Source organism: Pseudarthrobacter sp. NS4 (assembly GCF_024758005.1).
Lineage (GTDB): Bacteria > Actinomycetota > Actinomycetes > Actinomycetales > Micrococcaceae > Arthrobacter.
This window is the reverse complement of sequence record NZ_CP103288.1, coordinates 632,835-649,530: the sequence shown is the minus strand read 5'-3', so window position 1 is coordinate 649,530 and position 16,696 is coordinate 632,835. Positions and strand designations below refer to the sequence as shown.

The 16,696-nt window shown below is 65.0% G+C and carries 22 protein-coding genes and 1 riboswitch; of the genes, 10 read left to right on the top strand and 12 right to left on the bottom strand.

The features are described from left to right. Nucleotides 1-28: 28 nt before the first annotated feature. Complete coding sequence (locus NXY83_RS03070) at nt 29-946, bottom strand: sigma-70 family RNA polymerase sigma factor (protein WP_258804643.1); 918 nt, start codon at nt 944-946, stop codon at nt 29-31. Between the two features lie 144 nt (nt 947-1,090). Between NXY83_RS03070 and NXY83_RS03065 the strand changes: the two genes are divergently transcribed. Further along, the gene (locus NXY83_RS03065) at nt 1,091-2,131 is read left to right on the top strand and encodes an NAD-dependent epimerase/dehydratase family protein (protein WP_258804642.1); all 1,041 of its coding nucleotides are present in this window, start codon (nt 1,091-1,093) and stop codon (nt 2,129-2,131) included. A 78-nt stretch (nt 2,132-2,209) separates the two neighbouring features. On the opposite strand, the gene NXY83_RS03060 is transcribed toward NXY83_RS03065, so the two are convergent. Further along, nucleotides 2,210-2,815, bottom strand: coding sequence for a hypothetical protein (locus NXY83_RS03060; RefSeq protein ID WP_258804641.1), 606 nt, complete (start codon nt 2,813-2,815; stop codon nt 2,210-2,212). A gap of 185 nt (nt 2,816-3,000) precedes the next feature. Here NXY83_RS03060 and NXY83_RS03055 point away from each other — a divergent pair, with 185 nt between their 5' ends. The 6 genes from NXY83_RS03055 (at nt 3,001) to NXY83_RS03030 (ending at nt 7,252) form a co-directional block, all read left to right on the top strand. Further along, nucleotides 3,001-3,984 (top strand): hypothetical protein, encoded by a 984-nt coding sequence (locus NXY83_RS03055; RefSeq protein ID WP_258804640.1) that lies wholly within the window; start codon nt 3,001-3,003, stop codon nt 3,982-3,984. Beyond that, the gene (locus tag NXY83_RS03050) at nt 3,984-4,415 is read left to right on the top strand and encodes a phage holin family protein (RefSeq protein WP_258804343.1); all 432 of its coding nucleotides are present in this window, start codon (nt 3,984-3,986) and stop codon (nt 4,413-4,415) included. Before NXY83_RS03055 ends, NXY83_RS03050 begins: the two co-directional genes overlap by 1 nt. Beyond that, a complete protein-coding gene (locus NXY83_RS03045; RefSeq protein ID WP_258804639.1) occupies nt 4,412-5,107 on the top strand; it encodes a DUF3618 domain-containing protein in 696 nt (231 codons plus the stop codon). The genes NXY83_RS03050 and NXY83_RS03045 overlap by 4 nt, the downstream gene beginning before the upstream one ends. A 108-nt stretch (nt 5,108-5,215) precedes the next feature. Further along, on the top strand, nt 5,216-6,349 hold the full coding sequence (locus NXY83_RS03040) for a YihY/virulence factor BrkB family protein (protein ID WP_258804638.1): 1,134 nt from the start codon (nt 5,216-5,218) through the stop codon (nt 6,347-6,349). Nucleotides 6,350-6,678: 329 nt separating this feature from the next. After that, complete coding sequence (locus NXY83_RS03035; RefSeq protein WP_258804637.1) at nt 6,679-6,936, top strand: hypothetical protein; 258 nt, start codon at nt 6,679-6,681, stop codon at nt 6,934-6,936. Between the two features lie 139 nt (nt 6,937-7,075). Next, nucleotides 7,076-7,252, top strand: a complete 177-nt coding sequence (locus NXY83_RS03030; protein ID WP_258806046.1) for a CsbD family protein — start codon at nt 7,076-7,078, stop codon at nt 7,250-7,252. Nucleotides 7,253-7,376: 124 nt separating this feature from the next. Here the strand turns inward: NXY83_RS03030 and NXY83_RS03025 are convergent, their stop codons facing one another. After that, the gene (locus NXY83_RS03025; RefSeq protein WP_258804636.1) at nt 7,377-8,054 is read right to left on the bottom strand and encodes an O-methyltransferase; all 678 of its coding nucleotides are present in this window, start codon (nt 8,052-8,054) and stop codon (nt 7,377-7,379) included. A gap of 74 nt (nt 8,055-8,128) precedes the next feature. Further along, the gene (locus NXY83_RS03020; protein WP_258804635.1) at nt 8,129-8,452 is read right to left on the bottom strand and encodes a thiamine-binding protein; all 324 of its coding nucleotides are present in this window, start codon (nt 8,450-8,452) and stop codon (nt 8,129-8,131) included. A gap of 121 nt (nt 8,453-8,573) precedes the next feature. Here NXY83_RS03020 and NXY83_RS03015 point away from each other — a divergent pair, with 121 nt between their 5' ends. Together NXY83_RS03015 and NXY83_RS03010 are read left to right on the top strand one after the other, a co-directional pair. Further along, on the top strand, nt 8,574-9,221 hold the full coding sequence (locus NXY83_RS03015) for a TetR/AcrR family transcriptional regulator (protein ID WP_258804634.1): 648 nt from the start codon (nt 8,574-8,576) through the stop codon (nt 9,219-9,221). A gap of 170 nt (nt 9,222-9,391) precedes the next feature. Further along, entirely contained in the window at nt 9,392-9,616 is a 225-nt protein-coding gene (locus tag NXY83_RS03010; protein ID WP_258804633.1) for a hypothetical protein, read from the top strand. 92 nt (nt 9,617-9,708) lie between these two features. On the opposite strand, the gene NXY83_RS03005 is transcribed toward NXY83_RS03010, so the two are convergent. From NXY83_RS03005 to NXY83_RS02980, 6 genes are all read right to left on the bottom strand, one after another. Then, complete coding sequence (locus tag NXY83_RS03005) at nt 9,709-9,996, bottom strand: hypothetical protein (protein WP_258804632.1); 288 nt, start codon at nt 9,994-9,996, stop codon at nt 9,709-9,711. 84 nt (nt 9,997-10,080) lie between these two features. Further along, a complete protein-coding gene (locus NXY83_RS03000; protein WP_258804631.1) occupies nt 10,081-10,347 on the bottom strand; it encodes a hypothetical protein in 267 nt (88 codons plus the stop codon). 156 nt (nt 10,348-10,503) lie between these two features. Continuing rightward, complete coding sequence (locus tag NXY83_RS02995) at nt 10,504-10,815, bottom strand: AzlD domain-containing protein (protein ID WP_258804630.1); 312 nt, start codon at nt 10,813-10,815, stop codon at nt 10,504-10,506. Beyond that, nucleotides 10,812-11,642 (bottom strand): AzlC family ABC transporter permease, encoded by an 831-nt coding sequence (locus tag NXY83_RS02990; RefSeq protein WP_258804629.1) that lies wholly within the window; start codon nt 11,640-11,642, stop codon nt 10,812-10,814. The genes NXY83_RS02995 and NXY83_RS02990 overlap by 4 nt, the downstream gene beginning before the upstream one ends. Then, nucleotides 11,639-12,181, bottom strand: coding sequence for a DoxX family protein (locus tag NXY83_RS02985; RefSeq protein ID WP_258804628.1), 543 nt, complete (start codon nt 12,179-12,181; stop codon nt 11,639-11,641). The genes NXY83_RS02990 and NXY83_RS02985 overlap by 4 nt, the downstream gene beginning before the upstream one ends. A 184-nt stretch (nt 12,182-12,365) precedes the next feature. Further along, nucleotides 12,366-13,265, bottom strand: coding sequence for a glycerophosphodiester phosphodiesterase family protein (locus NXY83_RS02980; protein ID WP_258804627.1), 900 nt, complete (start codon nt 13,263-13,265; stop codon nt 12,366-12,368). Between the two features lie 49 nt (nt 13,266-13,314). On the opposite strand from NXY83_RS02980, the gene NXY83_RS02975 reads away from it, so the two are divergent. Then, complete coding sequence (locus NXY83_RS02975) at nt 13,315-14,664, top strand: DUF445 domain-containing protein (protein ID WP_258804626.1); 1,350 nt, start codon at nt 13,315-13,317, stop codon at nt 14,662-14,664. Between the two features lie 59 nt (nt 14,665-14,723). Here the strand turns inward: NXY83_RS02975 and NXY83_RS02970 are convergent, their stop codons facing one another. Both NXY83_RS02970 and NXY83_RS02965 read right to left on the bottom strand, forming a co-directional pair. Continuing rightward, entirely contained in the window at nt 14,724-15,473 is a 750-nt protein-coding gene (locus tag NXY83_RS02970; RefSeq protein WP_258804625.1) for a LamB/YcsF family protein, read from the bottom strand. Next, a complete protein-coding gene (locus NXY83_RS02965) occupies nt 15,457-16,269 on the bottom strand; it encodes a hypothetical protein (RefSeq protein WP_258804624.1) in 813 nt (270 codons plus the stop codon). Before NXY83_RS02965 ends, NXY83_RS02970 begins: the two co-directional genes overlap by 17 nt. A gap of 240 nt (nt 16,270-16,509) precedes the next feature. After that, a riboswitch (glycine riboswitch) is annotated at nt 16,510-16,609 on the top strand. Nucleotides 16,610-16,696: the final 87 nt, after the last annotated feature.

Here is a 16,696-nt window from a genome sequence, read left to right as displayed (position 1 = left end):
CCTTCAATGGATTCCGGTGCTCCGGCCGCTACCTGGTCCTGGATCTGGCACCGATTCTTCGGTCCGCGTCTGTACCTGTCAACGCGGAGTTTGCGGCACGGCGGGCAGCCCCAAAGGAAGCAGGGGCGCCCGCATCACCGGCGGCTGCACTGGAGTGCGAACTGCTTTCCAGCCGGCGCTGGAGTTCCACGAGCACCCGGGCCAGCCGGCGTGAAACCTGCATCTGGGACATGCCCAGGCGCTTGCCCAGCTGCACCTGGGTCTCTTCACAGAAGTAGCGGCGGTAGAGAAGTTCCCGGTCCGCAGCGTTCAGGTCCTGCATCGCCTCACGCAGGCAGGCGAGCTCTTCAAGCCGCTCCAGGGGCGTATCAGGACAGGCCAGCACTTCGCCCATGGACGGTGCGTCGGAGTGTGGGTTAACGGCATCCAGCGAGTCCGGATGCATGCTGCTCGATGCGGAGATGGCCTCCTGCACCTCTGCCGGGTCCGTCCCCAATTCGCCGGCCAGCTCGGCCACGCTGGGGTTCCTTCCCAGGGTCTGCGTCAACTCCGGTTCAGCACGGAACATCCGGGTCCGAAGGTCCTGGATATGCCGGGGCGGCCGGACAACCCAGGTCCGGTCACGGAGGTACCGCTTCAACTCTCCGGTGATGGTGGGGGCAGCGTAGGCGGGAAAGCTTTCGCCCTTGGACTGGTCGAAGCCGCGGGCTGCCTTGACCAGGCCAAGGTAGGCCACCTGGTTCAAGTCCGCGCGTTCACGTCCGCGGGCTTCGAAGCGGGCGGCCAGGGCTTCAGCCAGGTCGAGGTAGCTCAGGACCAGGTCGTTCTCGAAGGTCTGCCGCAGCCGTCCTGACTTGGCGGGCAAAGGGTTATTTTGATGAAGTTCTGCCTCCTGCTGGGGCACTGGCGTAGCATCCACGGCAAGCGCGGCAAGGTATTCGGGCATTGTCGTTGGTTCCCTCGGTCTGGTTCCGAAGCCTGCGGCAAGACTTAGCAGTAGGAAATCATAAGGTTGCTTATAAAACAATCCTCGCCCGCTATAGGCTCAGCTTGTAAGCGGAATTGCCTACCCCTGCCAAGGAGCTTTTTCATGCGCATCGCCATCACCGGAGCAAGTGGAAACGCCGGAACAGCCCTCCTCCGCAACCTTCAGGGCCAGCTGTCCAAAAAGCCGGGAAGCCTGCAGGTAAGGGGCATCAGCCGCCGCCTTCCGGACACTTCACAGGCGCCATACGCAGGGGTTGAATGGCACACCCTGGACGTGGGCCTTGAGAGTGACCGCGCAGGACTGGAAGCAGCGTTGGCAGGAGTGGACGCCGTGGTTCACCTCGCGTGGCAGATCCAGCCCAACCGGGACCTGGACCAGCTGTACCGCACCAACGTGACCGGCACCAGAAACGTCCTGGAGGCAGCCAAGGCCGCTGGCGTCAAGCAGATCGTCTGCGCCTCGTCGGTGGGCGCTTACAGCAAGGGCCCCAAGGACCGGCGCACCGATGAGTCGTGGCCCGCGGAGGGTATGGCGGGCTCCCATTACAGCCGGCACAAGGCCGAACAGGAAAAGCTCCTGGACCTTTTTGCGGAGGCGGAGCCGGGGATTTCCGTGGCCAGGCTGCGGCCCGCCCTGATTTTTCAGCGGGACGCAGGCAGTGAAGTCGGGAGGTATTTCCTGGGGCCGGTGTACCCGCGGCTCCTGCCGGCCAAACCCAAGGTCCCACTCCTGCCTGCGCCGGATAACCTGATTTTCCAGGCGGTCCATGCCGATGACGTCGCGGAGGCCTACTGGCGGGTCATCGACCAGCGCGCCAGCGGCGCATTCAACATCGCGGCCGAACCTGTCCTCACGCCCCAGGAACTCGCCAGGATCCTGGGAGCCCGGCGGATTCTCCCCATCCCCATGGGATTTCTCCACAAGGCCGCGGACGTCGCCTGGAGGGCGCGGCTTCAGCCCACGGATTCAGGATGGGTTGTGATGGCAGCCGGGGTTCCCATCATGGACACCAGCCGCGCCCGCCGGATCCTTGGATGGGAAGCGAAAATTTCCGCCATCGATGCCGTCAGGGAAGTCCTTGAGGGCATGGGAAAGGGGAAGGGCGTGAGCCCCTCCCCTGTCCTCAAGCCGCGTCGGCCCTAAGGCTGTCGGCCCCTATAGCTTAGACCGCGGCGCCCATCATCATCCGGGCCGCCCAGCGGGCGCTAACGCATACTCCGGCTAGATGCCGCTTCGCGGGTTTTCCCTGTCCGTGCGGACGGCTTCATCCCGTGCAGCGTCAGCGGCAGCGCCGCCGTGGACCGGGTTGCGCCCGTCGTTCGCACCCTGGGTACCGCTCCGGGGACCCTCGTCGGCACGGCGGGCTTCGTCACCAGCCGCCCGTTCCCGGTCCAGGTGGGAGCCACCCTCAGAGCGTGCTCTATCCCCTGCCCCGGCGGCGTCGGCACGGGGGCGGGCGTTCCGCCTGCTCCCGTCCTTCCCGATATCAGGATCCACCTCGTCCGCCTTGCGGGCGCGGTTCGCAACATCGGAGCGAAGTGATTGCGCTTCCTGAGCAGTCGAATCTGCTTCCTGCTGGAGCCGCGCTGCGTCCACCTGGGCCTGTTCAGCGTCCGCACGTGCGCGGGCTGCCTTTGCCTCACGCTCACGTGCGTCAAGTTCCATCTTTTCCGCCTCGCGACGAATTTCCGCTGCCTTTTCCCGCTGCCCTTCTTCCCGTTTTTGCTGCATTGCTTTCCGTCGCCGTCCGGTTAGCAGCAGCAGCAGGATCAACGCCACCACAACAATCGCTACTACCACCCAAACCCATGGAGCTATTTCCAACATTCCCACCACTTTCCACTTCGATGTGACCGGGCAGGCCTGCGCCGTTCCGGATGACACTTTTTGGAACCGTTATAACTCGCTTAGCAAGGGTACTTACCTTTTATTAGTAATCATGCTTATTATTTTACGGCCAGTATTGCTGGTTCTTGATCAACAACCGGCCTTCTTGGAAAGAGAGAGCGAAGATGACAGAGAACCAATGGCCCGAGGACCCCGCTTACACGGCTCCCCCGGCCTCTACAGGAAATCCGGGCGAGCGAACAGCCACCACCTTTCCAGCCGCCGCCACGCCGCAAGCCGGAGGTACGCAGACCGGTGACACCTCAGGGGCGTCCCGCAAGGACGCGGCGAAGGAAGAAGCAGCAGACGTAGCACGTACGGCCAAAGGCTCCGCCCAGAATGTAGCCCAGACTGCCAAGGAAGAGGCAGCCAACGTTGCCTCCGAGGCGAAGTCCAGCGCACAGGACCTCCTTGGCCAGGCAAAGTCGGGACTGAGCAGCCAGGCCGGTACCCAGCAGCAGAAGGCCGCCGAGGGTATCCGGACCATCTCCAGCCAGCTGCAGAGCATGGCGGACGCACCGGACCAGCAGGGCATGGCCAGCGACCTCATCCGGCAGGCTGCCCAGCGCAGCGAATCCGTGGCTTCATGGCTCGAGAACAAGGAACCGGGCGACCTGCTCGGCGAAGTCCAGAGGTTCGCCCGCAACCGTCCCGGCACCTTCCTGCTGCTGGCAGCAGGCGCAGGCGTCCTGGCAGGCCGCCTCACCCGCGGCCTCACCGCCGGCGCCACCGAGAGCTCCTCCCCCAGTGGCCAGTCCGCCGGCCTGGCCGGACAATACTCCGGCACCGGGTATTCCGGCACCCAGTATGGCGATCAGTACAGCGAGTCCTACGCTCCGGCCGGCGGCACCGTTCCGCCTCCCCCGGTCCAGCTCCCCGGCCCCGCTACCACAACGGCAGGGTACGACGGTGGTGCTCCCGGCAGCAGCTACAGTGACCCCACACGTCCCGCCAGCGCCCTTGACAGCCCCCAGTTGGTTGAAGAGCCATGGTCCGGGAACGAGATCGCTGACGACCCCCTGGGAAACCGCACCCTGGCTGATGCTCCGATGGACGACGATCCACTGACCCGTGACCGGCGCGCAGACGGCCAGTCAGGCGGGCTCTGATGAGCAGCCAGATTCCGGAGCCTCCTCCGAGTGAAGCGCATGTGAAGGCCGATAACGCCTCGTTGGGTGAGTTGCTGGGTGATGTGACCCGGGACCTGTCCACGCTGATGCGCCAGGAATTGGAGCTGGCCAAGGCAGAGGCCAAGCAGTCCGCCACGAAGGCAGGCAAGGGCGCGGGCATGCTCGCCGGCGCCGGCGTGGCCGGGCACTTCGTCCTGGTCTTCCTGTCCCTGGCGCTGATGTTCGCCCTGGGCGCCCTGATGCCGCTGGGCTGGGCCGCCGTGATCGTCGCCGTGATCTGGGGCATCATCGCCGCCGTCCTGGCAGCGATCGGCCGCAAGAAACTCAAGCAGATCCAGGGCATGCCCCAGACCGGCGAAACACTTTCCGAGATCCCCCCAACCCTAAAACCAGGTGAGGTAAACCGATGAGCGATAACCCGGACGCAATCCGTTCAGATATTGAAGCCACCCGGGCACGCCTGGGCACCAACGTGGACGCCGTCGCGGACAAGGTCACCCCAGCCAATGTCGTCCAGCGGCAAACCGACAAGGTCAAAGACGCCGTCACCGGGGTGAAGGAGAAAATCATGGGAGCAGCAGACAACGCCACCACCCGGGTCCAGGACAAGGTCTCCTCCGGCACCGGGCAAACCAGCGGCGCCCTGCACAGCACCGGTGACACCCTGCACGGGGCCAAGGACAACGCCGCCGCCAAACTTTCCGGTGCCGGCGAAACCGTCTCCGCCAGGCTCTCCGACGCCGGGACCGCGATCTCCCAGGCACCAGACCAGGTCAAAGCCAAAACCCAGGGCAACCCCCTGGCCGCCGGCCTGATCGCGTTCGGCGCCGGAATGCTCGTCTCGTCCCTGATCCCGCCAAGCCAGAAGGAGCGCGAAGCGGCCGACCAGCTCAAAACCGCCGCGCAGCCCCTGGCCACCCAGGTCACCGACGCCGCCAAGGACATGGTCCAGGACCTCAAGGAACCGGCCCAGGAAGCCATGGACAACGTCACAGCCACCGCCACCGACGCAGCCCAAAACGTCAAAGCCGAAGGCCAACACGCCGCCACCGACGTCAAGGACCGCGCCACCGACGCCAAAACCAACGTCCAAAACACCTAGACCCAGGCCCCCGCGGCAAACGTAAGGCAACTGCACCACAGACAGGCCGGCCCCGCCAACCCGCGGAGCCGGCCTGTCCGTATTAGCCCCTGACCGAGAGGACACCCCATGGCCACTCATGACGCATCCGAGAGCAGCACAGCAAAAGCAGGGCAGGCACCCGCCCCCGACGACTCCCGGAAGCCGGACAGCCCCAAGGACCTGGACAAGCCGAACTGGAAGTACATCGCCAAGAAGACCTTCCGGGAGTTCAGCAAGGACCAGTGCCCGGACCTTGCGGCGGCGCTGACGTATTTCGCTGTGCTGTCGCTGTTTCCGGCACTGCTCGCGATCGTCTCGCTGATAGGCCTCTTCGGGGACCCGCAGAGGACAACCACGGCCCTGCTGGAGATCGTTCGGGGATTCGCCCCGGCTGAGACCGCTAATACGCTCAGCGGCCCCGTCAGCGAACTGGCCAGCGCACCAGCGGCCGGCTTGACCCTGGTTCTCGGTCTTGCCACCGCGCTCTGGTCGGCTTCCGGCTACGTAAGCGCCTTCGGCCGGGCCATGAACCGCGTGTACGAGGTTGACGAGGGACGGCGGTTCGTTAAGCTGCGCGGCACCATGCTGGTGGTCACGCTGCTGGCTGTTGTCATCGTGACAATCCTGGCGGGCATGCTGGTGCTCAGCGGTCCGGTGGCAGAGGCGGTTGGCGGCCTCATCGGGCTCAGCGGCGTTTTCCTCGCTATCTGGGACATCGTCAAGTGGCCGGTCATGGTGGGACTCATCATCGTCATCATCGCTGTCCTTTACTACGCCACGCCCAACGTAAAACAGCCGAAGTTCAGGTGGATGAGCATGGGTTCCGGCATTGCCCTGTTCGTTTTCCTGCTTGCCTCGGTGGGCTTCGGGTTCTACGTGGGCAACTTCGGGAATTACAACAGGACCTACGGCGCGCTGGGCGGCGTCATCGTGATGCTGCTGTGGCTCTGGATCCTGAACATGTCGCTGCTCTTCGGTGCAGAGTTTGATGCCGAGATGGAACGTGGCCGCCAGCTGCAGGCAGGCATCAAGGCGGAGGAAACCATCCAGCTGCCCCCGCGCGACACGAAGAAGAGCGAAAAGATGCAGGCGCAGGAAGAAGAAGACATCAAGCACGGCCGCGAACTCCGCGAAAAGTACAACGGGGCGGATGGCGACCAGGGCCAGGACACCGATAACAGCGGGGGCTCCGGCGAGGGCCAGGGCAACCGCGGCCGGTAGCAGACGGCACCCATAGGCACTAGGCAGGACCTCCACAATAAGGGAAAATTGTTGTGGAGGTCCTGTTGATTTTTCCCGGGTTGCACGTGGCCCGGGGCCAAGCGGGGCCGGCGGTGAGATGGCCTCTTCTGAGACCGAGGCCAGTCCCCCCAGTCGCCGTCGGCCCCCTCACTCCATGAGAAGTGGCGGGGCAAGGCGAATTCAGCGGCCGACTGGACAAAGTCATCCGGACTGCAATACTTTCATGATTACTCTGCTGGCCCGTTTGGTGTCGGCAGGGCCGCTGAAGCAGATACGGCGGCATCACGGTCGACCCTTAATGAGCGGACATGCCTGCTACCCATTTTGAAGATTTTCTTGCCGAAGCAGTTGTTCCGGACAGGGAGCCCGGACTGGGCCTTGGACGCGATGAGCTCTACGGGCTCTACACCAGCTGGTGCCTCCTCCACAAAGCCCAACTCCAGCCGCCGGAAGCTCTCTGGGAGGCGTTGCAGGACCAGGGAATCAACCCGGACAGCAATAACCTGTCAATGACCGGCCCTGCTGCCGCCGACTACATCGTGGCCAGCGCTCCGGACCTGGTTTGACCTGACGCCCCCGTAGCCTCCCGCTGCTGGTCAGTGCGTCTGCGTGTTGTTTTCGTGCTGTTCCAACGGAACCCCGCTGGCTAGCATGAAAGTGACCGGCGGCGTGGATGCCACCGGCAGCACCCTAAGGAGAACAGCCATGGGTTTGGACGACAAGATTGATAACGCTGCCGAGAAGCTTGGTGGCAAGGCCAAAGAAGCCTCCGGCCGGGCATCGGATGATCAGGGGCTTGAAGCCGAAGGCAGGATGGACCAGAGCAAGGCCGATCTGAAGCAGGCCGGCGAGAAGATCAAGGACGCCTTCAAGAAGGACTAGGTCCAGGCGAAAGGGCTGCCGCGTTTACCGCAGCAGCCCTTTTGCCTGTCCGGCCTTGTCGCGCGGGAGGAGACGTACCCCTACTTAGGACGCCGGTTCGGTCACCCGTGCAGTACACACGGCGTCAGGTGATCCGTGCAAGCGCAAATCCATCCCAGCCCTTGGCGCCTACAGTCTGGATGACGGTGGCGTCCAGCCGCGGGTGCTCCCCCAACAGTTTGAGGGCCTCCAGGATGCCGGGAGCATTGACAGGGTCCATGTCCGGGTTCAGGACTGCGCCCTCCCAGATGGTGTTGTCCAGCACCACGGTGGCACCCGGCCTGCCCAGCCGGACCGCCCATTCCAGGTACCGGCTGTTGTTCTCTTTGTCAGCATCAATGAAGATGAAGTCGAAGGGCTCACGCCCTTCTTCTTCGAGCGCCGCCAGCGTGTCCAGCGCGGGACCCAGCCGGATCTCCACCTTTTCACCCAAGCCGGCAGCATCAATATTTGCCCAGGCCACTTCGGCGTGCTTGGGCAGGAATTCGCACGTGACCAGAATGCCGTCGCCGGGAAGTCCACGGCCCATCCAGATGGTGCTGAAACCGGCAAGGGTCCCTATTTCCAGCACCCGGCGGGCGCCGGACAGCTGGACCAGGAGCTTGAGGAGCTTCCCCGCGTTCGGCGCCACCTCGATGGCGGGCATGCCTGCCTCGGCCGCCGACCGGATGGCCTGCTCCAGGGCGTGGTCAGGATGAACCACCACGCGCGACAGGAACTCTTCAGTGGCAACCCACTCCGGCCGGGGCTTGTGCTCGAACATTGCCACAGTCTGGCACGGGCAGACTTGCGGGTCCAGAGGTTAGCGGGTGCCGCGGCCTGCGCAAGGGCAACGTCTCAGGACTCGTCGCCGAGGGCTTCCTCCAGGCGATCCACCTTTGCCGTGAGCTCCCCGGTGTAGCCTGGCCGGATATCAGCCTTGATCACCAGGGATACCCGGCTGCCGTACTGACCTACCGCCTCGGTAGCGCGCTTGACGACGTCGAACACTTCATCCCAGTCCCCTTCGATGGTGGTGAACATCGAATCCGTCTGGTTGGGCAGCCCCGACTCCCGCACGATTTTCACTGCGGCGGCAACGGCGTCGTGCACGGACGCATCACCGGGCCGGGATCCTTCACTGGGGGTGCCGGAAGGGGCAACAGAAAACGCAAGCAGCATATAGCCAGTCTGCCATGCCGCCCCCCTGCAGGGCAGGACCCGACGGGAGCTGCTGCCGTCACATAAGCGCCTACCCTTCGGTAACGGTGAACCCCTGCAGCTGCATTGCTAACCTTTTCGCATGAGTCTCGCAGTCGCCCGCAAACCCCTTCGCGCAGATGCAGCGCGAAACGTGGACAAGATCATTACAGCGGCGCGGCAGTGCTTCCGTGAATTTGGTCCGGACGTACCACTGCAGACCATCGCAGTCACTGCCGGCGTTGGCCCGGCCACCCTCTTCCGGAACTTTGCGGACAAGGAGGAACTGGTCCTTGCCGCGTTGAACCGGCAACTCCGGCTCACCGTGGATCCCGTCATTGATGGAGCGCTGGCAGACATCGACGCCGCCGCAGGACTGTTCCGGGTGCTGGAGTCACTGATGGATGCAGCCAGCGCGGACGCCAACCTGCTGGGTGCCGTTGCCGGGCGGCGCGAGCTCCTGACCGGCATCACCGGCTCATTGATGGACTCGATCAGCGTCCTGCTGGTGCGCGGCCAGGGCCAGGGAAGCCTGCGGCCGGATATCTCAATGAGTGATATGTTCCGCTTGCTGGCCATGCTGATCGGGGTGGTGGACACGATGGAGCCGGGGTCGGATGCCTGGCAGCGTCCGTTGGCGCTGGTGGAGGATGCCATCCGCACCGTGCGGCCAACCCGTCCGCTTCCGGTCCATGTGCCAGTCCCGGCTTCCGCCTCCGCTGGAGCCCAGGCAGATATCCTGCGCGGCTAGCTGCCGGCTGCCCGCCACAGGCGGCATTCCTGCCCGGAATGCCGCCCCATTGTGGGCGCCGAACACGTGCAATAGACTTCTAGAGGGTTACGCAGTCAGCCTCTGTACTTCCGATATGGAGCGACCATGAAGCAGTTTTTGCACTTCCGGCTCGCGACGGCCACGCAGCGATGAACAGCTCGAAGCTCTTCCGCTACCTCAACCACCCGCGTGATCCCGAGGAAGTCCTCCCCACCCTGACGGCGGAGGAACTGGCAGACCTGCTGGACGCGCTCTTCCAGAACCTGGACACCCCCGAACCGGAATTTGGCGCCCAGGCCTGGTATGACCTGGCAGTCGAAGAGAGCTGCCGCAGAGCCGTTGCGCCGGATGGCGCCGCCCACGGAGTGGCATAGCCGACCCCCACCCCCGGGCTTCCCGCATCACAGCCGTTCCCTGCCCACCAGGGCTTTTTTCGTAGAGCTCTTTCTTGGCGGCCCTTTCCCTGCTAACCGTGATGGCCGGAGCTGCCATGCCCATGGTGCTCGTGGTGCTCATTGGGGACGTGGTCCTTCGCCTCGAGGAGATGCTGCTGCAGTTTCTCCTCGGCATCCCGGCGGCGGCGCGCGGTGTCCCGCATCTCCCGGGTGGCTTCGGAGCCGCTCGGGTCAAGATAGCCGGGGCGGGTTTTTCCGTAATGCTCCCCCGCCGGAAACTGCTTTTCGGCGGATTTCTTTGTGGCGTCCTCGGTGTCCTGGCCGTCTTCCGGCTCTACAGGCCGTGACTGTTCGTTCATCTCGATTCCTCCTCCTGGCCGCGGTGTTCGGCTGCGGCTTTTCTCCAGTCCACCACACGTGGGCCCATAAATGCTGGCAGGATGTCAGCCGTGGCCCGCCTCTCCCCTGTTCCGGAACTCCTGCCGCACCAGGGCCTGAAGGTCCGGAACCGGCGACGAGGGATCAACATCAAGCGCGTTGCGCAGGCTCTCGGAGAGCAATTCCAGGTCCTCCGGCGGAACGTCGGACAGGCGCCTAAAACGGGTAAAGAAGCGTTTGGCTGGAAGCCCCGCCCGCCGTCGGGCGTTTTTGTGGTGGAGCCTGCCGGCCCGTTCTCCGGCAGCGTGCAGCGGATTGTCCATGGTCGCCATTCACAAGATATTCCACGGCCAACTGCATAGCCTTTTTCATAGTACAACCGGCGCCACTCATTCGACGTGACCCACGTCACTGCAAGCGTTCCCCTGCCGTGCAGGTTCTAACCTTGGTACTGATTCGTTTACGCCAAAGGGGAATGAGTTCCGCCCTCAGTTCCAGCCGAGGATCCGCAGCAGGGCCGCCGTGCCCGCGCCGGCGAGCACAACCACCAGGAACGGGGCCCGGAGCGCCAGGGCAACAGCCGCCGCGGCCAGGGCGCCCAGGCGTGCGTCGGCAACCAGCGCCTGGCCGGACGCCGCCGCGTTCACCATGGTCAGGGACGCGAGCAAACCGATGGTCATGGTGCCGGCGATCCGGGACATCCGTGGGTCCTCCAAAAACCTGGCAGGCACGAAATAGCCCACCAGCTTCCAGGCGTACGCCAACAGGCAGGCAAGCAAGAGCCAAAACCAAAGGTTCATGTCTCCGCCCCCGTAACGGTGCCGTCATGGCGGTGGTGCTGTCCGCCGTCGCGGCCGCCCTGACCGTCCTGATGGGTGCGGTCGTCCTGCTGGTCCCGGCGGTGGCCGTCGTGGCCATCATGCCCGCGGTAGGGGTCGACGTCCGGTTCAAGGCCCTCGTCGCTGCGGCCGTGGCTGAACCAGCCGATGGCTGCCGCCACCACGGCAGCCACCAGGATGGGGATGCCGGCAGGGACAAACGGCACGGTGATCACCGTGGCCACCGCGCACACCACGGCGATGGCGACGGGTTCCCGGCCCTTGAGCCGCGGCCACAGGAGTGCCAGGAAAGCGGCCACGGCAGCACCATCCAGTCCCCACTGCTTAGGGTCACCCAGCCCGCTTCCGGCGAGCGCCCCCACGGCAGTGAAGAGGTTCCACAAAACGTAAATGCCGATGCCCGCGGCCCAGAATCCGCGGCGCTGTTCGGCAGGATCGGTCTGGCCTGTGCTGGTGGCCGTGGATTCGTCGATGGTCAGTTGGGCGCCGACGTACTTTCGCCAGCCCGAGGGGCGCAGCAGGGCGTTCAGCTGCATGCCGTAGATCCCGTTGCGCATGCCCAGCAGGGTGGCTGCACTCATCGCCGCGATGCCGGAGCCGCCGCCCCCAACCACCCCGATGAACGCGAACTGCGAGCCGCCGCTGAACAGCAGCAGGCTCAGGGCCATGGTCTGCCAGATGTCCAGCCCGGACGTGACGGACAACGCCCCGAAGGACACCCCGTACAGGCCGGTGGCGATGCTGATGGAAATACCCACGCGCACCGCCGGAGACGCCAGGAGCTTCACGGCCGGAACCGCACTGCCGCGCTGACGGGCGCTGGCTTACGAAGGCTCCATGCCCACAGGATGAGCGGGGCCTGGAGTGGAAGGCGCAGCGTATGGATCTTCCGCTGGGCAGGAGTACCGTTCGGACCATAGGCCCGCCGGAGCGCATCCACATGTCCTGCCAGGAATGCTGTGAACATCGCAGCGAGTCCGGTGGCGGCCACCTTCCGCGTCTGCGGGACAAGAATTCCGACGGCGGCGGCCAGTTCCAGCAGCCCGCTGGCCGCGATCCATTCCTCGCGTGAGAGAACAGCCAGCGGCCGCCGCGGGGCACCTTGGCTGGGCGCACCTTGGTTAGGGCCGCCGTCGGACGTCCCCGCGGTGCTGTCAGTGCGGCCACCCGCGGCAGCGGATGGGTCTTCGCGGCAGAGGAAGTCGGGAACCACTTGGCGATAGAATCCGGGGCTCCGGAAGTGCTGCCTGGCGCTGGCCAGGAGCAAGGCGCTCATGGCTGCGGCGGAGAGGTTCCGGGCAGCCTGGCCGGAGCGGGGAAAGGACATGGCTCCACTCAATCACAGGGATGGTGGCGGTTAAAACCGCGCCTGCGTCCTTGGGTTTGAGAGGAGCTGAAGGGCGTCAGGCCCACGCCAGCCCGGAACTGCCCTAGGGCGGAGGACGATTGCCGTAGTCGAGCCGGCGGCCCTCCATTAGCAGAGGGGGCGGACGCAGCGCAGCCCGCCGTCCCTACCTTCCCTGCGTCGAGGCCACATGCAGTTGACCGAGGACCCGGGCGGGCACGTTGGTGGTGATCTCATGGATGCCCAGCTCCTGGCACAGCGCCACATCCTCCGCGGAGTCCACGGTCCACACCCGCAGCCGCCGGCCGGAGTCCAGCCATCGCTGGACCGTGTCCGGGTGCTCCCGGACGTAGTCGATGCCCGGCCCTGCAAGGCCGGCCATCCGTGCGTCGAGTATCCGCTCACCTTCCAGCTGGGTTGCCCTCATGAGGTTGGCGATCGCTCCGCCGGTGATCAGCCCCAGGCCCAGCCCGCCGCGTATCTCGTGGATGTTGATGTCGTCCACCAGCTGGCAGACGTATTGCGCCGGAACCGAACGAAGCAGGTGCCGGACGGAATCCGGGCTGAAACTCATGAACGTCACGGCTATGTTGTCCACAGTTGAGTCCGCGGGGTCCCACCCTTCACTCCGCAGCACCGCGAGCACCCTGTCTTCCAGCTTGAGCTGGTACGGACTGGGGTGCTTCAGCTCGATGGCGAGCTGTACCGGCCGCCCCGCCCCCCGGAGGATATCCAACAGCTGCGGAAGGGTCAGGAGCTGCTCCGAGCGTGCACCATACATTTCCGGGATGCGCACTCCCTTCCACGAGGAAAAGTCCAGGTGCCGCAGGTCGCGAAGGGTCCGCTCGGCCACCGGCCCCGTTCCGTCGGAGGTGCGGTCCAGGTTGGCGTCATGGAGGAGGACCACGTGCTGGTCGCGCGTGAGGTGGACATCGCACTCGACGCCGTCCGCACCATCCGCCAATGCCTGCAGGTAGGCGGCGCGGGTATGTTCGGCGAAAGCGGCGCTCGCGCCGCGGTGGGCAAGGACCAAGGGCCGCTGGGTCACTGACTCCTCACTTGTCATGGAGACACGGTAGCCGACTACGCCCCTGCAGCGGGGCTAGGCTTGGCACATGCAGGTGAACTCTGAGCCAACTACCAAGGAAGCCCCGGCACAGCCAGCGCGCCCGATTCCGGCCGACGCACAGCCTGGTCCCGCCGTCGTCGGCCGCCAATTCAGCGAAAGTGATGCCGAAAAGGCAGCAGCGCTGCGGAAAATGAAGCTTGTGGCCTTGGCCTTGCTTATTGTCATGGCCGTGATTTTCGTCTTCGCGTTCGCGCTCCAGAAGGAGTACCCGTGGCTGCAGTACGTCCGCGCGGCCGCGGAGGGCGGCATGGTGGGCGCGCTGGCTGACTGGTTCGCCGTGACCGCGCTGTTCAAGTACCCGATGGGTATCAAAATTCCGCACACGGCGATCATTCCGCGCCGTAAGGACCAGATCGGAGCCTCGCTGGGCGAGTTCGTGGAAACGAACTTCCTCTCCGAACAAGTGGTGCAGGAAAAGCTGGCCAGCGTCAACATCGCCCGCAGGGCAGGCGAGTGGCTGGCCACGCCGGCCGGCGCTGACCGGGTGGCCAAGGAGGGTGCGGCCATCATCCGGGGCACCTTCAAGGTCCTGAACGACGACGACGTCCAGGCCGTCATCGAGGGTATGGTGCGTAAGCACCTCCTGGCTCCGCCGTGGGGACCTCCCGTGGGCAGGATGGCCGAGCGGATTTTCCATGACGGGCACCACCACAAACTGGTGGACCTGCTGGTGGACCGCGCGGCCGACTGGGTCAGCGAAAACCACGAGACGGTGAGCCGGCTGGTCTCGGAGCGTTCGCCCACCTGGGTTCCGCAGTTCGTCGACGGCCTGGTGGGCGACAAGGTCTACATCGAATTCCTCAAATTCGTCCGGGCCGTGCAGTCCGACCCGAACCACCAGGTCCGGCAGTCCATCGACAAGTACCTGAACGACCTTGCCCAGGACCTGCAGCACGACCCTGCCATGATTGCCCGCGCCGAGGACATCAAGGCCCAGGTCCTTGGCGACCCGGAGGTCCGTGAACTGGCGTCCCGCACGTGGGGAACCGTGAAGAATGCGCTGCTTGGCGCCGTGGAGGACCCCACCAGCGAACTCACCATCAAGTTCAAGGCAGCCGTCCGCGACTTCGGTTCCAGGCTCGTCAACGACCCCGAACTCGCCGGCAAGGTCAACGCCTGGATTGCCGACGCCGCAAGTTACCTGGTGCGCACGTACCGCTCCGACATTGCGGGGGTCATCACGGACACGGTTGCCCGGTGGGATGCGGAGGAAACCTCCCGGAAGATCGAGCTCCAGGTGGGCAAGGACCTGCAGTTCATCCGGATCAACGGCACCGTGGTGGGGTCCCTGGCGGGACTGGTGATCTTTACGGTGGCGCACCAGATCTTCGGGTGAAAGCTGGGGCGACACCGAAAATCGGCGTCGACCGGATGCGCGTGTCAGCGAAGCTGCACCTACGCGAAGGAATCCAGTTCCACGCCGGCGGCCTTGAGTCCTGCCCGCACGCCTGCAGCCATCTCAACAGCACCTGGGGTGTCGCCGTGGATACACAGGGAATCCGGCCGGACCTGCACCACTGTTCCGTCAACGGCCACCACTTCACCCTTAGTGGCAAGGCGGACTGCCCGCTCAACGATCGCGGCGACGTCGTGCAGGACGGCACCCTCCTGCGAACGCGGCACCAGCGTGCCGTCCCCACGGTAGGCGCGGTCCACGAAGGCCTCGGTGAACACGGGGTGCCCGGCTTCCTGTGCCTGCTTCAGCAGCTCCGAGCCCGGCAGGCCCAGAATGGGCAGCCCCGGGTCGTAGGCGTTCACGGCCGCCACGACTGCCGAGGCCTGCTCAGCATCGTGGACCAGCCGGTTGTACAGCGCACCGTGGGGCTTCACATAGTCCACAGAGGCACCCACCGCGTGGGCAACGCCGTCGAGCGCGCCCAGCTGGTACAGCACATCGCCGAACAGCTCGTCGAAACTCGCGTCCAGGGAGCGCCTGCCAAAACCGGCCAGGTCACGGTAGCCGACGTGCGCGCCGACCGTGACGTCGAGCTCGTAGGCTGCCCGGCAGCTGTCCAGCATGGTGACAGGGTCGCCCGCGTGGAAACCGCATGCGACGTTGGCGCTGGTCACCAGCTGGAACATTGAAGCGTCGTCTCCCATGGTCCAGGAGCCGAATGATTCGCCGAGGTCAGCGTTGAGGTCCAAGTGTGTTGCCTTCCAGCGTCAGGTTGTCCGGAGCCGCAGCGGTGGCCTTCAGCTCGCCCGGAATGGTGTCCGGCATGGGACCGAACGCTTCCTTGGCGTTGGACACCACCGCGCGGCCCATCATGAGGTTACCTGCTCCACCCACCACTGCGCCGATACCAAACGGGAGGGCCCTGCCGAACAGTGCCGTGCCCTGGCGCTTGAGGAGGTTCTTGAGGAAAGCTTTCTGGATCCGGCTCCGAATGCTGCTGAAGCCCGGCATTGGCATGGACTTGGAGAGCGTGCTGCCCCAGGCCTTGGTGGCGTTGACGCCGCTGCCCGCTGCCGGGCCGCTGAGTGTTCCCAGCAGCGATGCCCCCTCCTCACCCAGCATGATGGCCATAACCATGGTGCTGGCCTTCTCGGGATTGGTCAGGCGGATGCCGTGGAGCTCTGCCAGCGATGTGGCGTACAGGGCCGTTGCTTCAAGGAAACCTACGGTCGCGGCCGCGGAAAGCCCCAGCGACGCCACTGTTCCCACACCGGGGACGACGGCGGTTGCGCCTACCACTGCCCCGCCACCGGTGACGGCGCGGAGGTAGTCGCGTTCCAGGATGTCGGCCAGCTGCGCCGCGGTGGCACGGGGATGTTTCTTTTGCAGCCGGCGGATGTAGGCAACCACCAGCGGACGCTGGATCTCCACCGCCCTCAGGAGCATGTTGTGGACGCCCGGCTTGGGCTTGCCATCGGCGTCGAATACCGCGTTGTGGGCGGTTTCCTGTGCGATTCGTACTGCGGGATTGCTGCGCTTGGCCATGGTCACCTTCATTCAAATCGACCTGCAGCGGAGGGCTGCCGTGCTTCTCCATCCTAAGTGGATCAACACTAAGCATGCTTAACTTCTACGTCGTGAACTGCGGGTTTCCGTTCGCCAGGTTGTTTGAACGTGCATGGGTAAACGGTCGCGATCACGGCAGGTCATGCCGGCCCGGATTTGCTTTCGGGCCCCTCAGCCTGTACCTTGTGAGGCGAATCACCCACATTTGAATAAGCCTTTCGAGCTGTGACGGGAGAGCCCTCCCGGACCGCACCGGGCAGGCGCCGTAGGAGCAAGTCCTCCCCAGGAATCTCTCAGGCCCATGTACCGTCACAGCGAGGCAACTCTGGAAAGCAGCCCGGCCAGCCCCCGTTAACAGGGGCCCGGACTCACCGACGGTGCAAGGGGTCCCTGCCACAAGCAGGTT